Below are 18,937 nucleotides of genomic sequence, written 5' to 3' on the forward strand. Positions count from 1 at the left end.
TACGTGCGCGACGGCCGCATTCGTGGTGGGCTTGGCCCATGACAGCTGAGAATGTGGACGTCGTGGTGATCGGGCTGGGCCCGGGTGGCGAGGCCCTCGCCACCCGGCTCGGCAAGGCGGGTCTGTCCGTTGTCGGTGTGGATGCCCGGTTGGTGGGCGGCGAATGCCCGTACTACGCCTGCATTCCCACGAAGATGATGGTCCGCGCGGCCGACGCGCTCGCCGAGGCGCGGCGGGCCAGCCAGCTGGCCGGGTCCGCGCAGATCCAGCCGGACTGGGCCCCGGTCGTGGCCCGGGTCCGGGACGAGGCGACGGCCGACTGGAACGACCAGGCCGCGATCGACCGGCTGGAGGCCGTGGGTGTGCGGTTCGTCCGCGGCTTCGGCAAGATCACCGACACCGACGAGGTCACCGTCGCCACCTCGGACGGCGACAAGGTGTTCCGCACCCGCAAGGGAATCGTGCTCAACCCCGGCACCGACCCGGCCATCCCGCCGATCGACGGCCTCGCCGACACTCCACTCTGGACCAACCGGGAGGCGGTGCCGGCCACGGCCGTGCCGTCCTCGCTGATCGTGCTCGGCGGCGGGCCGGTCGGCTGCGAGTTCGCCCAGGTGTTCTCGCGGTTCGGCGCGAAGGTCACGATCGTCCAGTCGCCGGACCGGCTGCTGGCAGGCGACGAGCCCGAGTCGAGCGAACTGCTCCGGCAGGTCTTCGAGCGGGAGAACATCCGGGTCGTCACCGGAGTCCGGGCGACCAAAGTGGACTACGACGGCGCCTTCCACGTCTCGGCGGGCAACGAGGTGCTCAGCGCCGACCAGCTCCTGGTCGCCACCGGCCGGACGCGTGACCTGGCCGCGCTCGGCGTCAAGGCGGTCGGCATCCCGGACGACGGCAAGTTCATCACCGTGGACGACCGGATGCGCGCGGCCGACAAGGTCTGGGCGATCGGGGACATCGCGGGCACCGGCGCGTTCACGCACATGTCCATGTACCACGCGGACATCGCGGCGGCCGACATCCTCGGCGAGGACGGCCCGCGGGCGCAGTACCACGCGGTTCCGCACGCGACCTTCACCGATCCGGAGGTCGCCTCGGTCGGGCTGACCCAGGCCGAAGCCGAGCAGCAGGGCGTCAAGGTCCGCACCGCGCTGACCAAGTTGCCCGAATCCTCCAGGGGTTTCATCCACAAGCTCGGCAACGACGGGCTGATCAAGCTGGTCGAGGACGCCGACCGTGGTGTCCTCGTCGGAGCGTCGGTCGTCGGGCCCGGCGCCGGGGAGATCCTGGGTGCGTTGGTCGTCGCCGTGCACGCACAGGTCCCGACCACCACACTGAAGGGCATGATCCTGGCGTACCCGACCTTCCACCGTGCGATCGGCGCGGCGCTCGCCGAACTGTGAGCGGATCCAAGCAGGGCGGCGGCGAGAGCACACTCACCGTCGTCCTCGCGCTCCTGGTCAACCTGGCGATCGCGATCATGAAGGCGATCGCCGGGCTGATCACCGGCTCCGCCGCGATGCTCGCCGAGGCCGCGCACTCGGTCGCGGACACGTTCACCGAGGCCCTGCTGCTGACCGCGTTGCGCACGTCGGTGCGGCCGGCCGACCGCAGGCACCCCTTCGGTTACGGCAAGGAGCGCTACTTCTGGTCGCTGCTCGCGGCCGTGTCGATCTTCGTGTCCGGCGCGGTGTTCTCCTTCTACGAGGGGTTCGACGCGATCTTCGGCGAACCGGTCGAGCAGGAGTCGCCGATCGTCGCGTACGTCGTGCTGGCGCTGGCGTTCGCGCTGGAGATGGTGTCGTGGTCGCAGGCGGTGCGGCAGACCCGCCGGGCCGCCAAGGCGGAGAACCGGACTCTAGTCGAGTACCTGCGGCACAGCGACGACCCGACGAGCAAGACGGTGTTGTTCGAGGACAGCGCCGCGTTGATCGGCCTGTTCATCGCGTTCGCCGGGATCGGGCTGCACCAGATCACCGGATCGCAGTTGGCGGACGGTATCGCGTCGGTGCTGATCGGTCTGTTGCTCGCGGTCGTGGCGTACCTGCTCAGCCGGACCAACCGGGGCCTGCTGATCGGCCGCCAGGCCGATCCGGTCCTGGTCTTCGCGGCGGGCAAGCGTTTGCGGGAGACGCCGGAGGTCGACGCGGTGGTCGACCTGCTGACGATGACCACCGGCACGGACAGCGTGCTGCTGTGTGCCCGGCTGGACTTCGACGACTCGCTGGGCGCGGCGGATCTGGAACGCGCCTGCGTCCGGATCGAGGGCGAACTGCGGGCCGAGTTCCGGGAACTGACCGAGATCTTCCTGGAACCCGTGCCGCGCAACGACCCCGGCCTGCGCGCCAAGGTGCTGGCGCGCTACGGCCGTGAGCTACATGGTGGCGCCGGTCAGTGACCGCGGATCGCGTGTGCGCCAGGCACCACGGTCCACCGCGCTGACGAACCTGTCCACAGTGGAGTTGAACAGGTCCGGCTCTTCGAGGTTCGCCGTGTGACCGGTCTGCGGCAGCACGGCGAGACCGGCCGTCGGGATGGTCCGCTTTAGCATCAGGTCCGGCTCCAGGCAGCCTTCGTCCTCGTCACCGACCACGACCAGCACGGGTGTCTCGATCTTGGCGAGGTCTTCTCGCAGTGCGTACAGCGAAGGCCGTGAAGCTTGGACACCGCGCATCGTCAACGCCGAGCCAATGGACGAGTGCTGGCTGAGCGCCTCGGCGAATTCGGCCCAGCCACGCGGGTTCTTGTTCTGGAACTGCACACGCGCGGGACCGATGGCGTACGTCTTGGCGACCTCGGCAGCGCCTTGGTGCTCGAACGCGTCCGCGGTCGCGTGGCACTCCGCACGGAACCCTTCCTGCCGCTCGGGTTGCGCGCCGTAACCGGCGCCCGCGACGACCGCCGACGCCACGCGATCAGGGTGCCTGAGCGTCAGGTGCAGGGTCGTGAAACCGCCCATCGACAACCCGACGACGTGGGCCTTCTGGACCTCAAGGGCATCGAGGACCGCGATGGCGTCCTTGACCGCGCGTTCCTGGGAGTACGCGCCCGGGTCGGTGGGGACGTCCGACGGCGGGTAGCCACGAGCCGAGTAGGTGATGCAGCGATGGGTGTTGGAGAAGTACCGGACCTGTGGTTCCCAGCTGCGGTGGTCGCCCGCGAACTCGTGCACGAAGAGCAGCGGGAAGCCGGTCCCGGTCTCCTCCACGTGCAGAAACACCCCGTCGTCGGTCTCGATCCTCGGCACGAGCCCTCCCGGTTGAGATTTGGTATATCAAATGGTATACCAGACTCTCCGCTCCTGAGGAGGCGTCCGGTATGCGCACAGGTGATCAGGTAGTTCAGGAACTCCCATGGCGATGGCGTGCTCAGGGAACGATTTTCCTCGTCGGCGGGCTCGGGTTCATGTTCGACGCGTGGGACGTCACGCTGAACGGATTCCTGATCCCGCTGGTGTCCGACGAATGGGGCCTGACCAAGGCCGAAGGTGCCTGGGTGGGCACGGCGAACCTGATCGGCATGGCGATCGGCGCGTTCGCCTGGGGCGGGATCGCCGACCTGATCGGCCGGAAACGGGCGTTCAGCCTCACCCTGCTGATGTTCTCGGTGTTCTCCGTCGCCGGGGCGGTCGCTCCGGACTTCGTGACGTTCTGCGTGTTCCGTTTCCTTGCCGGGCTTGGCCTTGGTGGCTGTATCCCGGTCGACTACGCGCTGGTCGGTGAGTTCACGCCGGCGAAGGTCCGTGGACGTGTGCTGACCGCGATGGACGTGTGGTGGCCGATCGGCGCGACCCTGTGCGGGGTCGTTTCCACCGCGCTGCAACCGAACTGGCGCGCGATGCTGCTGGTGATGGTGTTGCCCGCGCTGCTTCTGTTCTGGGTCAGGCTTTCCGTGCCCGAGTCGCCGATGTACCTGGTGCGGCGCGGCAAGGACAAGGAGGCCCGCGCGGTGATCGAGGGCCTGATCGCCAAGACCGGCGCGAAGGTCGGGCCGTGGGAACTGCCGCCGCCGGAACGGATGCCGAGGCTGTCGGCGACTGCGATGATCTCCCAGCTGAGGGATCTCTGGCGGTACAGCGCGAAGATCACGTCGGCGTCGTGGGCGCTGTTCCTCACGGTCTTCCTGTTGTACTACGGCGCTTTGACGTGGCTGCCGTCGATCCTGCGAGCGCAGGGTTACGGCACCTACGCCGCGTTCATGGTGACCACGTTGATGACGGCCGTGGGCATCGTGGGGGTGCTGGTGTCGGCGTGGCTGGTCGATGTGGTCGGTCGCAAGTGGGTGATCGGGCTGTCCGGCCCGGTGTCCGCGCTGGCCATGGTGATCTTCGCGATCCAGCTGGACATCCCGGGCGCCGCCAAGTTCTGGATCGGGGTGTTCGGGTTCGTCATCGAGCTGACGATCCCGGCGCTGTACGCGTACGTCTCCGAGCTGTACCCGACCAGGCTGCGGGCGAGCGGATTCGGCTGGGCGTCGACGATCAGCCGGATCGGCGCCGGATTCGTCCCGTTGATCTTCGGGTCGCTGCTCTGGCCGTACCTCGGTCTGCCGATGACCTTCCTGGTGATCGGCGTGCTGCTGGCGTTGGCATCGCTGTGGATGGCCGTGGCCGCACCGGAGACCAAGGACCGGGAGCTCGACCACCTTAAGCCAGCGGCTGTGCACCCATGATGTGCTCGTAAGTCGCCTTGCGGGCGGCTTCCGCGTCACCGCGCCGCAGCGCGTCGATGATCAGCTCGTGCTGGCTGATGGATTCGGCGTGGCTGCGCGCGACGCGGGGGCCGCCGTGCAGGGCCTGCCAGAGCAAGCGCATCAGGGACAGTAACAGCGGGCTGTGCGAGTACTCGTAGAGCGTGAAGTGGAACTCGCGGTTGAGCTCGGGGTACGTCGGGTCGTCCTCGGCGAGGTGCCGCATCCGCTCGTTCAGGTCCGTCAGCTTGGCGATGCCCGCGTCGTCGATCTTGGGCGCCGCGAGGCCCGCGCCGAGCGACTCCAGTGCCGCGCGGATCTGGAAGTTCTCCTCGGTCGAGCCGGAGTCGGCCTCCACCACCGTGAACCCGCGGTGCGCGTCCCCGATCACCAGGCCCTCGGACTCCAGCCTGCGCATCGCCTCGCGCACCGGCGTCTGGCTGACGTGGAACCGCGCGGCCAGGTCACGCTGTCTGAGCTGTTTGCCCGCCGGGAGCTCGCCGGTGATGATCAGCTCACGGATGAGTGCGACCACCATGTCCGTTTTGCTGACATAGTTCAGCGCAGGTTGTTGTGTCGACTCCGTCATGTCCCCTCCTCGATCAGACCGCGCACCCGCTCCGCGGTCATCGGCAAGCGCCCCACCGAGCCGGTGAGGCCCAGCGCGTCCCTGATCGCCCCCGCGATCACCGCGCCTGCCGCGGTCAGTCCTCCCTCACCGGCCCCCTTCACCCCAAGGGGATTGCCCGGCGCCGGAGCGTCCTGGGCCACCAGGACGTCGATCCGCGGCACCTCGGCCGCGGTCGGCATCAGGTAGTCCATGAACGTCACCGCCTGTGGTTGTCCGGCCTCGTCATACCGGAACTCCTCCAGCAAAGCGCCCCCCACCCCCTGAGCGACACCACCGAGTAGCTGACCTTCGACCAATGTCGGGTTGATCGCCCGGCCGACCTCGTACGCCACCAGGTAGCGCAGCACTTCGACGTGTCCCGTGCCGGTGTCGACGTCCACGAGCGCGACGTGCACACCGTACGGGTACGTCATGTGCTCGACCTCGAACCTGCGTCGCGCGGTCAGCCCGGCCGGTTCGTCGGGCCCCAGGTAAGGGCTACCCGGGCGGCATGCCTTCGCAACATCGGCATAGGAGACGCTCGAACCGGGTGCGCCGCGCACTCCGATCATCCCGGCCTTGATCTCCAGGTCCTCCTCGGCGACCTCGAGCATCCGCGATGCCATCCGGACGGCACGTTCCCGGACAGCCACCGCGGCCCGGTGCACCGCGCTGCCGCCGACGACGGTGGAACGGGACGCCCAGGACCCGCCGCCGAAGGGCTGCAACACCGTGTCACCGTTGATCACCGTCACCACAGCGGGGTCGATGTCCAGCGCGTCCGCGGTGACCTGCGCGAGGATCGTCTCGATCCCTTGGCCGAGCGAGGTTCCGCCGGAGTGCACCCGCACGGCACCGGACGTGGACACCGTGACGTCGGCCGTCTCCTGCGGACCGAGGCCGCTCTTCTCCAGGAACATCGCGACCCCGAGCCCGGCCGCGTGGCCCTGCGCCCTCAGCGATTCCAGGCGCGACAGATAGCCGAGCCGGTCGGCCTCGACCATCGCCTTGTCCAGTAGCCCCGGGTAGTCGCCGGAGTCGAGCACGACGTCCGTGCCGAGTGTGCTCATCGCCCTGGTGTGCGGCAGTTCGTCCGCGGTGAGCAGGTTCTTGCGGCGCAGTTCCACGCGGTCGATGCCGAGCTGGTCAGCGGCGACGTCAAGCAGCTGCTCGCGAACCGAAGTGCCCTCGAAACGGCCGGGTGCGCGGTACGTGCCGCACGGGGTCTTGTTGGTCAGCATGACCCGGACGCGGCCGTGGAAGGCCGGAACTCGATACGGGCCAGGCAACATCGCCAAGGTCAGCTCGGGCACGATGATCCCGTGCGTCCTGGCGTACGCGCCGTTGTCGTGCAGCACGTCGTCCTTCAGGCCCAGCAACGTCCCCTCGTTGTCGAAGGCGGCCGAGATCACGTGTTTCTGCTGACGGGAGTGGTTCACCGCGACCAGGTGCTCGGCCCGGTCCTCGACCCACTTGACCGGGCGGCGCAGTGTCCACGCCAGCCACGGCACCAGGAAGTCCTCAGGGTAGAACTCCCCACGCACACCGAATCCGCCGCCGGCGTCCATCGCGTGCACGTGGATCAGGTTCTCGTCGATGCCGAGCATCGTGGCCAGCACGTCCCGGTTGAACACCGGCACCTTGGTCATGCCGAAGATCTGCAACGCGCCGGACGCCGGGTCCACATCGGCCAGCAACGCCCGTGGTTCCAAGGGGACCGCGCTGTGCCTGCCGACCTCGAACTCGATCCGTACGACGTGGCCGGCCTCGCCGAACGCGGCTTCGACGTCGCCGTACCCGAGTTCGAACTCCGCGGCCTGTGTGCCGTCCGCGGTGTCCACTGTGACCGGTAGTTCCTCGATGTCGACCTGGACGAGTTCGGCCAGGTCTTCGGCTTCGTACGGGTCGTCCGCCAGCACGACGGCGACCGGTTCGCCGACGTACCGGACCTCGTCGGCGGCGAGCACGGGTTGCAGGTGGTCGTCCAGGTCGATGCCCTGGACCTTCAGGCGTACCGGGATTCGCACGCCCGGCGGCACGTCCTCGGCCGTGATGACGTGCGCACCTTCGGGTTTGCTGATGGAGACCAGCCGGCCGTGGGCCAACGGCGAGCGCACCACGCGCATCCACAGCTGCCCCGGCCGGTCCTGGTCGTCCCCGAACCGGCCCAGACCACGCAGCAGCCGTGGATCCTCCTTGCGCGCCAGGCGCTCGCCGATCGATGTCATCCCGCGCGCTCCTCGGCGACCTGCCGGACGGCTTCGACGATGCCCTGGTAGCCGGTGCACCGGCAGATGTTGGACGCCATCACCTCGCGGACCTGCGCCTCGTCCGGCACACCGTCTTGTTCGGACAGGTACGCCTCGGACAGCATCAGGAAGCCCGGTGTGCAGAAGCCGCACTGCAAACCGTGGCAGCGGCTGAAGGCTTTCTGCAGGTCGGAGAGCTCCTCGCCGTCGGAGAGGCCTTCGACCGTGCGGACGTCACAGCCGTCCGCCTGAACGCCGAAGACCAAGCACGCGCGCACCGGCTGGCCGTCGAGCAGAACCGTGCAGGCGCCGCAGATCCCGTGTTCGCAGCCGATGTGCGTGCCGGTGTAGCCCAGGTCGTGCCGCAGCACGTCGGCGAGAGTCCGCCGTGATTCGACCACGATCTCGTGCTCTTCGCCGTTGACCGTCAACGCGATCAGGTGGATGTCCTTCATGACAGCACGTCCTCCGGCAGTACGGGAATGTGGTCGAACTCGATGCCCCGGTGCGCCAACGCGTCGTTGATCGCGTTGAGCACCGCGGCGGGCGCGCCGATCGTGCCGCCTTCCCCCATCCCCTTGGAACCGTTCTCGCTGAACTGCGAGGGCGTTTCCAGATGGTGGATCTCGATCGGGCAGATCTCGCCGGCGGTCGGCACAAGATAGTCCATCAAGGTCGTACTGGTCGGCTGTCCTTCTTGGTCGAACGTGATCCGTTCGTAGAGTGCGGCCGCGATGCCTTGCGCGACGCCGCCGCGCACTTGGCCGTCCACTACCAACGGGTTGATGATGACGCCACAGTCTTCCACGACCATGAACTTGCGCGCACGGATCTCACCGGTTCCGGGGTCGACAGAAACCAGCACGGCGTGACACGCATTGGAGAACGTACCCGGCGGATCAGCGCTTTCCCGTGCTTCCAGGCCATAACGGCATTCCTCGGGCAGCTGGTGGGTTTGGAAATGCACTATCCTGGCGAGTTCGCTGATCGGCAGGGAAACGTCCGGCACGCCGCGCACACCGGCCTCGCCCTGCGTCAACTCGACGTCGTCCTCGCCGACCTCCAGCAGGTGGGCGGCCACTTTCCGGAGCCTGCCCGCGACGGTGCCCGCGGCCTTGCGGGCCGCACCGCCGCCGATCACGATCGACCGGCTGCCGAAAGTACCCCAGCCGTACGAGGTCAGATCGGTGTCGCCTTGCCGCAGCCGCACCTGGTCGGGATGAATTCCCAGTTGGTCCGCGACGATTTGGGCGAACGTCGTTTCGTGCCCCTGCCCATGGCCGGATGTCCCGGTGGTCACGATGACCTCGCCGGACGGGTCCATCCGGACGTGTGCGGTGTCGTATCCCGGTGTCATCCGCATTCGCCGCTGCGACATGGTGGGCGTGCCGTACGCGGTCCGTTCGGAGAAACACGAGAAGCCGATTCCGGCGAAAAGTCCTTGCTCACGCAAGCGGTCCCGTTCGGCGTACCACCCGGCCTCGGTGATCTTCTTCTCGGTCAGATCGAGGGATTCCAGGTAACTGCCCTCGTCGTAGGTGATGTTGTTGACGCCGGTGTACGGGAACTCACCAGGCAGGATCATGTTGCGGCGGCGGATGTCCACCGCGTCGACGCCCAGCCTGGCCGCGGCTTTCTCCATCAGCCGTTCCATCACGAGCACGATCTGCGGCCGTGACACACCGCGATAGGGCGCGGTCGGCGCTTTGTTCGTGGCGAACCCGCGGCCGCGGGCCCGGTAGGCCGGAACCTTGTAGATTCCGGGCAATTCGGTCGCGGCCATCAGTGGTTCGACCGCGCACGTGAACGGATAGACCGAGTACGCGCCGATGTCGCACCGGATGTCCGCGGACAGCCCCAGAATCCGGCCGTCGGCGTCGAACGCGGCGGTGACCTCGTATTCCTGCTCGTGGCCGTGCACCGACGCGGTCAGGTTCTCCTGCCGGTCCTCCACCCAGATCACCGGACGGCGCAGGCGCATCGCGGCCGCGGCGAGAACGACCTCCTCCCGGCTGACCACGCATTTCTGCCCGAACCCGCCGCCGACGTCCGGCGCGATCACCCGGACGGACCGTTCCGGGATGCCGAGGGCCTGCGCGATCCCGGACCTGGTCTGGTGCGGCACCTGTGTGGAGGTGTGCACGACGACCTGCCCGTCGCGGTCGTCCCACTCGGCGAGCGTCGCCCGGCCTTCCATGGGCAGCGCGGAAACCCGGGCGCTGCGGAACGTCGCCTCGATGGTCAGCGGGGCGTTCGCGAAGATCCCCGGCAACGCCGGGTCGTCGAACATCACCAGATCGACGAGGCAGTTCCCCGTTCCACTGTGCACTTCCGTGGCGGCTTCGAGCGCGGCGGCGATGTCCGGCACAACCGGGCCGGTCTCCCACTCGACCTCGACCGCCTCGGCACCGTCCTCGGCGGCGTACGCGTCCTCGGCGATCACCACGGCCACCGGTTCACTGGCGAACCGGACCCGGTCGGTGGCCAGCATCGGCATCTTGGTCGGGGTGAACTCGTCGCGCTCCAGCACCGCTTGCAGGAACGGGTCACCGAGATCCTTGCCGGTCAGCACCTCAAGCACACCCTCGACCTGCCTGGCCGCGCTGACGTCGATGGATCTGATCGTCGCGGAGGCATACGGGCTACGGACGAAGCTGGCGTGCAGCGTGTTCGCGCGGGCCATGTCCGCCACGAAACGTCCCCGGCCCAACAACATCCGGCGGTCCTCTTTGCGGGGTACCCGCGCCCCGACCCAGGCCGTCATGCCGCGGCCTCAGCGAGGGCACGGGCGACCAGCGTGGCCGTCAGTTTCTTGCGGTACGCGCCACTACCGTGCCCATCGGAGGGCGGATCGACCTGCGCGGCGGCCGCTTCGCCTGCCGCGCGCCAGGTCTCTTCGTTCGCCGGTTGACCGGCCAGGTCCACGTCGACGACCGCCGGTTGCGGCCCGACGCCGCCGAGCACGATCCGGGACGTCAGGATCTCGTTCTCGGCCAGGTCAAGCCGTGCGCTCGCGGCGACGACGGCGAAGTCACCCTGCCGCTGGGAGAACTCGGTCAGCGCCGCGTGCGGCGCCGGCCGGGGGAACCGCACCTCGACGATCATCTCGTCGGGTTCGGCGGCGGTCATGAAGAACCCGTGGAAGAACTCAGTCGCCGGGACTTCGCGCCTGCCGCGCGGTCCCTGCAGCACGATCCAGGCTTCGAGGAGCACCGTGAGGAGGCACCACTCGGCCGTCGAGTCACCGTGCGCGATGCTGCCGCCGAACGTGCCACGGCAGCGGATCGGGTAGTGGCCGATCCACCTCGCGGCCTTCGACAGCACCTCGAACCCGTCAACCTTGGTCGTCTCCACGGTCCGGTGCCTGGTCAGCGCGCCGATCCGCAGGCCGCCCGCGTCCTTCGCCAGGAAGTCGAGGCCGCCGATCCGGGTGATGTCGACCAGCGCGCTGGGCCGCGCGAGCCGGAAGTTCATCATCGCGACCAGGCTCTGCCCGCCTGCCAGGATCTTCGCGTCCGGGCCGAGTTCGGCCAGCTGCGCGATCGTGTCGTTCACGTCGTACGCGCGGTGATAGGTGAACGCCGCTGGCTTCACGACACTCCATTCTGTGTCTTTGTCCTCGCTCCGCTCAGACGAACTTGGTATATCATATTTCACCATGCGCCTCGTCCAGGAGCGGTCAGCTGACTTTGTGCGCCTCAAACTGAACCGATCCGAGCGGCGGAACGCAATGGACGAGGCGACAGTGATCGAACTGCTCGACGCGTTGTCGGCCGATCCGGCCGTGCCCGTCCAGCTGGGCAGCACCGATCCGGCGATCTTCTCGGCGGGTGCCGACCTCCGGGTCTCCGACGCCGAACGCGCCCGGCTGTCGGATCTGTTGTACGAGTGCTACTCGGTCATGATCAGCCGTCCCGGCCCGGTGATCGCCGTGGTGTCCGGCCCGGCCGTCGGCGGCGGCGCCCAGCTCGCCGCCGCCGCTGATCTGCGGATCTCCGGCCCCGGAGCCCGGTTCCGGTGGGTCGGTCCGGGACACGGGCTCGCGGTCGGGGCGTGGATCCTGCCCACGTTGGTCGGGCGGAGCACGGCGATGGACTTGCTGCTGACTTCCCGGTGGCTGGATGCTGAACAGGCGCATCGACTGGGGTTCACCACGCTCGCCGATGATCCGTGGGCGGCGGCCGACTCGGCCACCACGCACATCGCCGGTCTCGATCGGGGTGCGGTCGCGCGGATCAAGGCGATCACCGCGTCCGACGGGCTGCCGGAACGCCTCGACGCGGAACGGACGGGGAACAGAGCGAGCTGGTCGGGGGCGATATGACAGTTGAGTGGAGCGAGCAGTCGTGGCGCGTGCACCTGCCTGACGTGGACGATCCGTTGGCGTACGTGCAGTCGCTCGGGGCGTCGACAGTCCCGTTGCTCGCCCAGGCCAGCGCGGCCCGGTTCCCGGACAAAATCGCCATGGAGATCGACCGGGATTCGATCACCCACCGGCAGCTCGACACCGAAGCCGCCTCCGCCGCGGGCTGGTTCGCCGCACGTTTCCCGCCTGGCACACGGGTTGTGCTGGTCGGGCGTTCGTCCCTGGGTTTCGTGCGGTGCTACCTCGGTGCGCTGCGCGCGGGGATGATCGTCGTGCTGGCCAATCCGGCGTACACGCCGGCCGAGTTGGAGCACCTGGTGTCCGACTCGGGTGCTTCGCTGACGCTTTCGGACTTCGCCGAGCCGGTCGGCGACCCGCTGGAGCCGGTCGGCGGACCCGACGACGTGGCGATTCTGGCGTACACGTCCGGGACGACGGGCAGACCCAAGGGCGTTCCGCTGACGCATCGGAACCTGCTCACGTCGATCCGGTCGGCGATGGCCGCGTGGCGGTGGAGCCCGGATGACGTGCTCACCCATGCGTTGCCGTTGTTCCACCAGCACGGCCTGAGCGGCGTGCACGCGACCGTGATCGCCGGATCGTCGGCACGGCTGTTCTCGAAGTTCTCCGACTCGTTGGTCGAGTCGATGCGTTCGGCTTCCGTGTTGTTCGCCGTGCCGACGATCTACGCCCGGCTCGTGTCCTCGCCGGACGCGTTCTCGGGCTTGCGGTTGTGCGTCTGCGGCTCGGCTCCCCTCAGTTCCGCGTTGGCCGGCCGGTTGCCGCGCGTGCCGTTGGTCCGTTACGGCACAACGGAATCCGGGTTGGACACGTCGAATCCCGTTGATTCACCGCGAGCCGACACGATCGGGATTCCGTTGCCCGGTGTCCATGTCCGGTTGCAGGGCGAGGAAATCCAGCTGCGCGGGCCGCAGGTGTTCGCCGGATACTGGGGTGACACCGACGATCCGTTCACTTCGGACGGCTGGTTCCGCACCGGGGACCTCGGCGAGATCGTCGACGGGCACCTGGTGATCAAGGGCCGCAGCAAGGAACTGATCATCAGCGGCGGGATGAACGTGTATCCCCGCGAGGTCGAACTGGCCCTGGAATCGCATCCCGCCGTTGTCGAAGCGGCCGTCGCCGGGTTGCCTGACCCACAGTGGGGCGAGCAGGTCACCGCCTGGGTCGTCCTGCGAGAACAGGCGGATCTCATCGAGCACGCGCGAACCGTGCTGGCGCCGTACAAGGTGCCGAAGCAGGTCTTCGAAGTACAGTCCCTGCCCCGCAACCACATGGGCAAGATCGACCGCAAACGCTTGGCCTCTCCCGTGCGACGGGCCGCGGACCTGGGTGCGTTCGTCTCGGTTTCCGACGTCGAACAGGGGATTCCGGTCGCGGTCAAGGACAACATCGCCGTCGACGCGCCCGTGTGGCAGCGGCTTGTCGACGCGGGTTGCTGGTCGATGGGCCGGACGACCATGCCTGAGCTGGCGTATTCGGTTCTCACGCCCGGCTGCGTGAACCCTTGGGATCCTTCCCGGCACGCAGGCGGATCGAGCGGCGGATCTGCCGTCGCGGTCGCGGTCGGCGCCGTCCGGTACGCCCTGGGCACCGACACCGGCGGTTCGATCCGTATCCCCGCGGCTTTGTGTGGCGTGGCCGGGCTTCGCCCGACGTACGGCGTCCTGCCGATGGACGGCATCAAGCCGTTGGCGCCTTCGCTCGACACGGTCGGCCCGATCGCGTTGACCGCAGCGGATTGCCTGTGGATGTTCGAGGCCATGGGCGGCGCGGTCGCGCCGGTGCCGTCGTCGTTCCGCGTCGGCTACAGCTTGCGGTTCTGCTCCAACGAAGTGCGTTCCGTGCTCGAAACCACGATGGCCGAGCTGCCTTCGGTTTCCTTCGTCGAGGTCGAGATTCCGGACGCCCGGTTCGCCGCGTCCTCGTTGATGCGGTCCGAGGCACGCGGGCTCTACTGGCCGATCCGGGATTCCCTGTCGCCGCGGCTGGTCGAAATCCTGGCGGCGGACTCGCCGGTCGTGCCGTTTCCCGGATGGACGTTCCCGGCCGGCCTGGACGCGATCCTGCTGCCGGTCACGCCGATGCCCGCGGCTCCGGTCGGCACCGAAGGGCTGGAGTCCCAGTACTTCCGGTTCACCGCGCTCGCGTCGATCACCGGTCTGCCCGCCCTGTCCGTCCCGGCCGGGCTCGCGGACGGATTGCCGGTCGGCGCCCAACTGCTCGGCCCGTCCGGGTCGGAGTCCACGTTGTGCCGGCTCGGGACGATGATCGAGGGGACACCGGGCAGCGTGACCCTCGCTTCCGCACGAGCCAATCTGGTATACCAAATATCACGCCCGAGGTGAGGAGTGGTTCATGGACCTGCAGCTGACGGACAAAGTCGCCTTCGTGACCGGGGCCAGCAAGGGCATCGGCCGGGCGGTCGCCGAACACCTCGCCGCCGAGGGCTCGGACGTGGTGATCACCGCGCGGACCGCCGAATCCCTTGAGGTCACGGCGAAGGAGATCGCCGCCGCGAGCGGCCGGACGGTCGTGCCGATGGCGGGCGACATGAGCAAGTCCGAGGACGTCGAACGCTGCGTCGCGGCCACTCTGGAACGCTTCGGCCACATCGACACGCTGGTCACGTGCGCGGGCAGCTCCCCGGGCGGCCTGCTGGAGGAGCTGACCGAAGAGCAGTGGATGTCCAGCCTGAACCTCAAATTCATGGGCTACGTGCGATCCGTGCGCGCGGTCATCCCGCACATGCGCGCCCGAGGCTCCGGCTCCATCGTTCTCGTCGTCGGCAATGACGGCCTGAAGCCCAGCTACTGGGAGCTGACCGCGGGCGTGGCCAACGCCGCCGACATCAACTTCGCGTCGTCCATCGCCGAGCAGTACGGCCGCTACGGCATCCGCGTGAACACGGTGAATCCCGGGCCAGTCAACACGGACCGGTGGGACACCCTGGAAAAGGCGTTCGCCCGGGACAAGAAGGTCACCCAGGACCGTGCGCACGAACTGGCCACCAGCTCCATCCCGTTCGGCCGGATCTGCGAGCCCGACGAGGTCGCGGCACTGGTCGCGTTCCTCGCCTCGCCACGGGCTAGCTTCATCAACGGCGCTCACATCCCCGTCGACGGCGGGCAACGTAAGGCACTGATGGATCTGTGAAACTCACGAACGAAGTCCACATCGCGCAGGACCCGGCGAAGGTCTTCGCGACTCTGCTGGACGTGGAGCGGGTGGCCGGGTGCATGCCCGGCAGCAAACTGACCGGCCGCGTGGACGACTCCACGTACAGCGGGGAAGTGAAGGTCAAGGTCGGCCCGCTCGGCGTCTCGTACACCGGGACCGTGAAGTTCCTGTCGGTCGACGAGTCCGCGCGCACAGCGGTGCTGAAGGCGTCCGGCCGTGAACAACACGGTCAGGGCAACGCCGACGCGCACGTGACTGCGCGCGTCCTGCCCGACGGTTCCGGCTCGAAGGTGTCGATCGAGACGGACCTGATGATCCGCGGCAAGGTCGCGCAGTTCGGCCGCGGCGTGATCGGCGAGGTGTCGCAACGGCTGATCGACCAGTTCGCGCAGAACGTGGAGAAGTCCTTCGACACGCCGGACAGGCCCGCGCCGGTGGCTGCCGCCGCGGAGCCGCTCGACGGCGCGGCGCTGGTGATCACGCCCCTGCTGAAGCGCTTCGCCCCGGTCGCCGCGGGTGTGGCGCTCGGCCTGCTGGCGGGCCTGGGCCTGCGGCGCAGGCGCGTGATCGAGGTGATCATCCGCCACGAGTAATGTCGGGACTATGGTCCCAATTGTTTTGGTCCACGGCATCCGCGCACACGCGGGTGCCTGGGTCGCGTACTCGTTCGGGCACCCCGTCGACCTACCCGGTCACGGTGTCCGGCTCGGCGGCACGTTCACCATGCCGTCAGCGGTCTCCGTGGTCGCCGACGCGATCGACTCCCTCGGCGGGCGGGCCTTGGTCGTCGGCCATTCGATGGGCGGGTACGTCTCGATGGCCGTGGCGGCCGCCCATCCTTCGCGCGTCGCAGGCCTCGTCATCGCCGGGGCGACGACTGTGCCGGACCGCTTCGCGACCGCGCCGTTCCTGGCGATGTACCGGATGCTGAGCCGCTTGCCCGACGGCGGCGACCGGTTGAGCCGCCGCATCTTCAGCGCCACACTTCCGTCCGATGTGGCCGCCGCGGTGACCTCCGGTCCAATCGCGACACCCGCGATCCCTTCCGTGGTCGCCGCTTTGCGTTCCTTCGACCCACTGTCCGCCGTGGCGCGGTACCCCGGTCCCACGTGGTTCATCAACGGCGGCCACGACCACCTCCGCTTCCACGAACGCAAATTCCTCGCCGCAGCACAGAACGGCCGCCTGATCGTCATCCCCGGCACCGGCCACTACCTGCCCATGACGCACCCCACGCTCTTCGCACGCCACATCCTCGACGCCGCCGCAGTCGTCCACCACTCCGCCTGACGCCGGTGGCCGGCTCACTCACGCGGCAGGTCCGGGCCCGAGCTGTGTAGCGCGACAGGCGATGCCGGCACGAAGATCGCGGACCGGCTGTCGGCGTTGATCGACCGGCACTGTGGCGAGGGCGACTGTGCGGACAGCACGGCGAGATGGTCTACAACCGGAAGGGGTGCCTCCCGAGATCGGGAAGCACCCCTTCTGAACTGCTGAAACTGCAAGAGAGCGGATGACGGGAATCGAACCCGCGTATTCAGCTTGGGAATCAGAACGATCAACAACCGCACCGCCTCCAACCAGCATCGCCGCCTGGACCCACATGACCGCTGTTGACCGTGGTTGACCAGCGCTAATAGCACGCAGACAGCACGCTACTTCAGGCCTTGTGCGCTTCAGCCCGCGTCGATTTCCTGTAGGAGGCGGGCGGACTGCGTTCTCGAAGAGGAAGCGCATGAGACACTGGGATGGGAGCCATACGGTCACCCTCTTATGCGTAACGTATAGCTCACCCCCCTTCACCCTCCGTTGAGTGAGTTGAAGGGATGCCATGTTGTTCATGTGGCCCTCGTTGGTCGCTGCCGCCCTGGTGATGGTCGTTGCCGGGACAGTGGCTGTACTGCATCCAGACCGTGCACGTCGTGCGGACGCACGACTGGTCATGGCGGCGATTGAGCGGTTGCTGATGCGGCTGAGGTCGCGACGGTGAAGTAGCTCATTACCGGGCAGAGCTGGGGTGCATCCCTTGGTGTGCCCCGGTGGCCGTTGGCGCGGAGCGTCGACGGGCGTCGATCGCCGTGCCCAGCTCGATGAGGTCTGCACGCGGCGATCGTCACGGCGCCGTGCGGCTGGTGGTTCTACTCCTACGCGTCGCCGGTGGCCACCTGCTCACGCGGCAGCTCGGGTCTGGCCGGGCGGCCGACCGGGCGTAGCGGAGCGGGAGCCCGGTCGTGTCGTGATGGATCGGCCCGAGCTGCGAGCGTGACGCGCGCCGCCACCGGCGGCGCGCCTTGATCTCATAGAGCCAAATTCGGCAGGCAACTACATGGTCGGGCGCTATAAGGTTTGACAGCACATTGAAAGGAGTGCTGTGGCAAGGAAGTCAGCAAGACGCGTAGAGCTGTCGCAGCCAGCGAAGGACCGGTTGTGGTCGGAGTCTGGTGGACACTGTCAGAACCCTGAATGCCGCGCTGATCTTCATGGTTTCCTGAAGCGAAAACACATCGGCGAGTTGGCGCATATTATTCCGGCAAGTTTTGAAGGTCCCCGAGCGGACGAAGCAATGGAGCTTTCGGAGGACGAACGTGCAATGCCAGAGAACGTCCTAGTTCTGTGCCCAACATGTCATACTGTGATCGACAAAGCACCAAGCGAATATCCAACTTCCGTATTACGCACGTGGAAGACACGCAGCCAAGAAGCTCGCACCACCGCCCATGGAACACCGGTGTTCCATTCCAGATTTGAGGCGCGACAGTTCATTGAAGGGCTACTGGACGCCAATCGCGCCGTGTTCAACCTATATGGACCGCTTGATAACGCTTATGATAGCACGCGGGCTGAACAGTGGCGCCGCCACGTGAACGGCACGATTATTCCGAATAATCGAGTAATACTGCGAGTACTGCAAGCCAACCGCCGCCTGTTAACAGATGCAGAAAAGATGACTCTCGGCATCTTTGCTGTTCACGTTCGAGAACTTACAGAACGCCACCTAGAGGGAAACTGGACTCCTGGCTCAACCAAGTTTCCCAGTGCTATGGAGTCAATTCTGAAAGAGGACGGATGGGAATCCAGCGCTGGATCGTAGAACAGCTGCACAAGAGGTTTAATTTTGACCAAGTCGATTTCGGCACGAAGACTCCTTATGCGGTCAAGACGATTGGCGACTACGGGGTGGAGATAACACGGCCAGGCAAGTCACCTGCGGTTGCGTATTGCGTAGAGCCGGACAATTTCAACTCATTTACAGTCCAGATGTTCCAGGATGCGATCGATACCCTCCCTCAAACAGGTATGCTAATAGTCACGCGAAGGGCTATTGATCCCGACGTACTCGACTACGCTCGCCATGTAGATGTATGTGTAGAGACATTTGGCGGTTTCGTTAACGCCATTTATTCACTAGATGATATTTCGCAGTATGTGGACCCGGAAGAAGTTTACGTCCGCAGGAGACTGAGGGGGACCAGGGCTGTGACATCAATAGCCCGTCGAGGTCTTCGAGCATTGGAACTCCAACGCATCAAGAACCTTCGACCGTTAATGATAGTTTTTAATAATCGGTATGAGCTAACTGACGACGAGTTTGCCGAAATGCTCAACCGGTACCCTAAGCTGATCATAGACGCATTGGTCATTACTAACCCAAATACACAGGGTTTCGGAGACCGCGTTGTACAGACCGCCCGCCATGCAAATGTGCGGCTATATACATTCAACGAATTCATCGCCATGATTCGGAACCCATGGACCTAAAGAGCCAGTGGCCCGTCCTTGATGAAATTTGTCGATGCGTCGACCGTCTCTCCGGGCTACAGG

General features: G+C 66.9%; 16 protein-coding genes. 10 read left to right on the plus strand and 6 right to left on the minus strand.

Translation table 11 applies throughout. The features are described 5' to 3' along the window. The first annotated feature begins 38 nt into the window (after positions 1-38). Positions 39-1,403 (plus strand): dihydrolipoyl dehydrogenase family protein, encoded by a 1,365-nt coding sequence (locus GC106_RS05410; RefSeq protein ID WP_173125051.1) that lies wholly within the window; start codon positions 39-41, stop codon positions 1,401-1,403. Continuing rightward, the gene (locus tag GC106_RS05415) at positions 1,400-2,398 is read left to right on the plus strand and encodes a cation diffusion facilitator family transporter (protein WP_173125053.1); all 999 of its coding nucleotides are present in this window, start codon (positions 1,400-1,402) and stop codon (positions 2,396-2,398) included. Before GC106_RS05410 ends, GC106_RS05415 begins: the two co-directional genes overlap by 4 nt. On the opposite strand, the gene GC106_RS05420 is transcribed toward GC106_RS05415, so the two are convergent. Then, complete coding sequence (locus GC106_RS05420) at positions 2,375-3,247, minus strand: alpha/beta fold hydrolase (RefSeq protein ID WP_173125055.1); 873 nt, start codon at positions 3,245-3,247, stop codon at positions 2,375-2,377. The genes GC106_RS05415 and GC106_RS05420 overlap by 24 nt on opposite strands. Positions 3,248-3,318: 71 nt before the next feature. Here GC106_RS05420 and GC106_RS05425 point away from each other — a divergent pair, with 71 nt between their 5' ends. Further along, entirely contained in the window at positions 3,319-4,671 is a 1,353-nt protein-coding gene (locus tag GC106_RS05425) for an MFS transporter (RefSeq protein WP_173125057.1), read from the plus strand. On the opposite strand, the gene GC106_RS05430 is transcribed toward GC106_RS05425, so the two are convergent. From GC106_RS05430 to GC106_RS05450, 5 genes are read right to left on the minus strand one after another with little or no spacing between them, the layout of a single operon-like run. After that, on the minus strand, positions 4,646-5,278 hold the full coding sequence (locus GC106_RS05430; protein ID WP_173125059.1) for a GntR family transcriptional regulator: 633 nt from the start codon (positions 5,276-5,278) through the stop codon (positions 4,646-4,648). The two genes, GC106_RS05425 and GC106_RS05430, sit on opposite strands and share 26 nt — an antisense overlap. After that, a complete protein-coding gene (locus GC106_RS05435) occupies positions 5,275-7,527 on the minus strand; it encodes a xanthine dehydrogenase family protein molybdopterin-binding subunit (protein ID WP_173125061.1) in 2,253 nt (750 codons plus the stop codon). The genes GC106_RS05430 and GC106_RS05435 overlap by 4 nt, the downstream gene beginning before the upstream one ends. Next, complete coding sequence (locus GC106_RS05440) at positions 7,524-8,003, minus strand: (2Fe-2S)-binding protein (RefSeq protein ID WP_173125063.1); 480 nt, start codon at positions 8,001-8,003, stop codon at positions 7,524-7,526. The genes GC106_RS05435 and GC106_RS05440 overlap by 4 nt, the downstream gene beginning before the upstream one ends. Further along, positions 8,000-10,312, minus strand: a complete 2,313-nt coding sequence (locus GC106_RS05445) for a xanthine dehydrogenase family protein molybdopterin-binding subunit (protein ID WP_173125065.1) — start codon at positions 10,310-10,312, stop codon at positions 8,000-8,002. The genes GC106_RS05440 and GC106_RS05445 overlap by 4 nt, the downstream gene beginning before the upstream one ends. Then, the gene (locus GC106_RS05450; protein WP_173125067.1) at positions 10,309-11,142 is read right to left on the minus strand and encodes an FAD binding domain-containing protein; all 834 of its coding nucleotides are present in this window, start codon (positions 11,140-11,142) and stop codon (positions 10,309-10,311) included. Before GC106_RS05450 ends, GC106_RS05445 begins: the two co-directional genes overlap by 4 nt. A 64-nt stretch (positions 11,143-11,206) precedes the next feature. On the opposite strand from GC106_RS05450, the gene GC106_RS05455 reads away from it, so the two are divergent. From GC106_RS05455 to GC106_RS05490, 7 genes are all read left to right on the plus strand, one after another. Beyond that, entirely contained in the window at positions 11,207-11,872 is a 666-nt protein-coding gene (locus tag GC106_RS05455) for an enoyl-CoA hydratase/isomerase family protein (protein ID WP_173125069.1), read from the plus strand. Continuing rightward, on the plus strand, positions 11,869-14,283 hold the full coding sequence (locus GC106_RS46995) for an AMP-binding protein (protein ID WP_217280085.1): 2,415 nt from the start codon (positions 11,869-11,871) through the stop codon (positions 14,281-14,283). Before GC106_RS05455 ends, GC106_RS46995 begins: the two co-directional genes overlap by 4 nt. A gap of 10 nt (positions 14,284-14,293) precedes the next feature. Then, positions 14,294-15,091, plus strand: coding sequence for an SDR family oxidoreductase (locus tag GC106_RS05470; RefSeq protein WP_173125071.1), 798 nt, complete (start codon positions 14,294-14,296; stop codon positions 15,089-15,091). Continuing rightward, entirely contained in the window at positions 15,088-15,708 is a 621-nt protein-coding gene (locus GC106_RS05475) for an SRPBCC family protein (RefSeq protein ID WP_173125073.1), read from the plus strand. Before GC106_RS05470 ends, GC106_RS05475 begins: the two co-directional genes overlap by 4 nt. Positions 15,709-15,718: 10 nt before the next feature. Continuing rightward, positions 15,719-16,405 carry an alpha/beta fold hydrolase gene (locus tag GC106_RS05480; RefSeq protein ID WP_173125075.1) on the plus strand — a complete coding sequence of 229 codons (687 nt, stop codon included), beginning with the start codon at positions 15,719-15,721 and terminating at the stop codon, positions 16,403-16,405. Positions 16,406-17,486: 1,081 nt separating this feature from the next. Continuing rightward, entirely contained in the window at positions 17,487-18,206 is a 720-nt protein-coding gene (locus GC106_RS05485; RefSeq protein WP_173125076.1) for an HNH endonuclease, read from the plus strand. Then, entirely contained in the window at positions 18,182-18,874 is a 693-nt protein-coding gene (locus GC106_RS05490; protein WP_173125078.1) for a hypothetical protein, read from the plus strand. The genes GC106_RS05485 and GC106_RS05490 overlap by 25 nt, the downstream gene beginning before the upstream one ends. The last annotated feature ends 63 nt before the right edge of the window (positions 18,875-18,937 follow it).

Source organism: Kibdelosporangium persicum (assembly GCF_013280595.1).
In the GTDB taxonomy this organism is placed as follows: domain Bacteria; phylum Actinomycetota; class Actinomycetes; order Mycobacteriales; family Pseudonocardiaceae; genus Kibdelosporangium; species Kibdelosporangium persicum.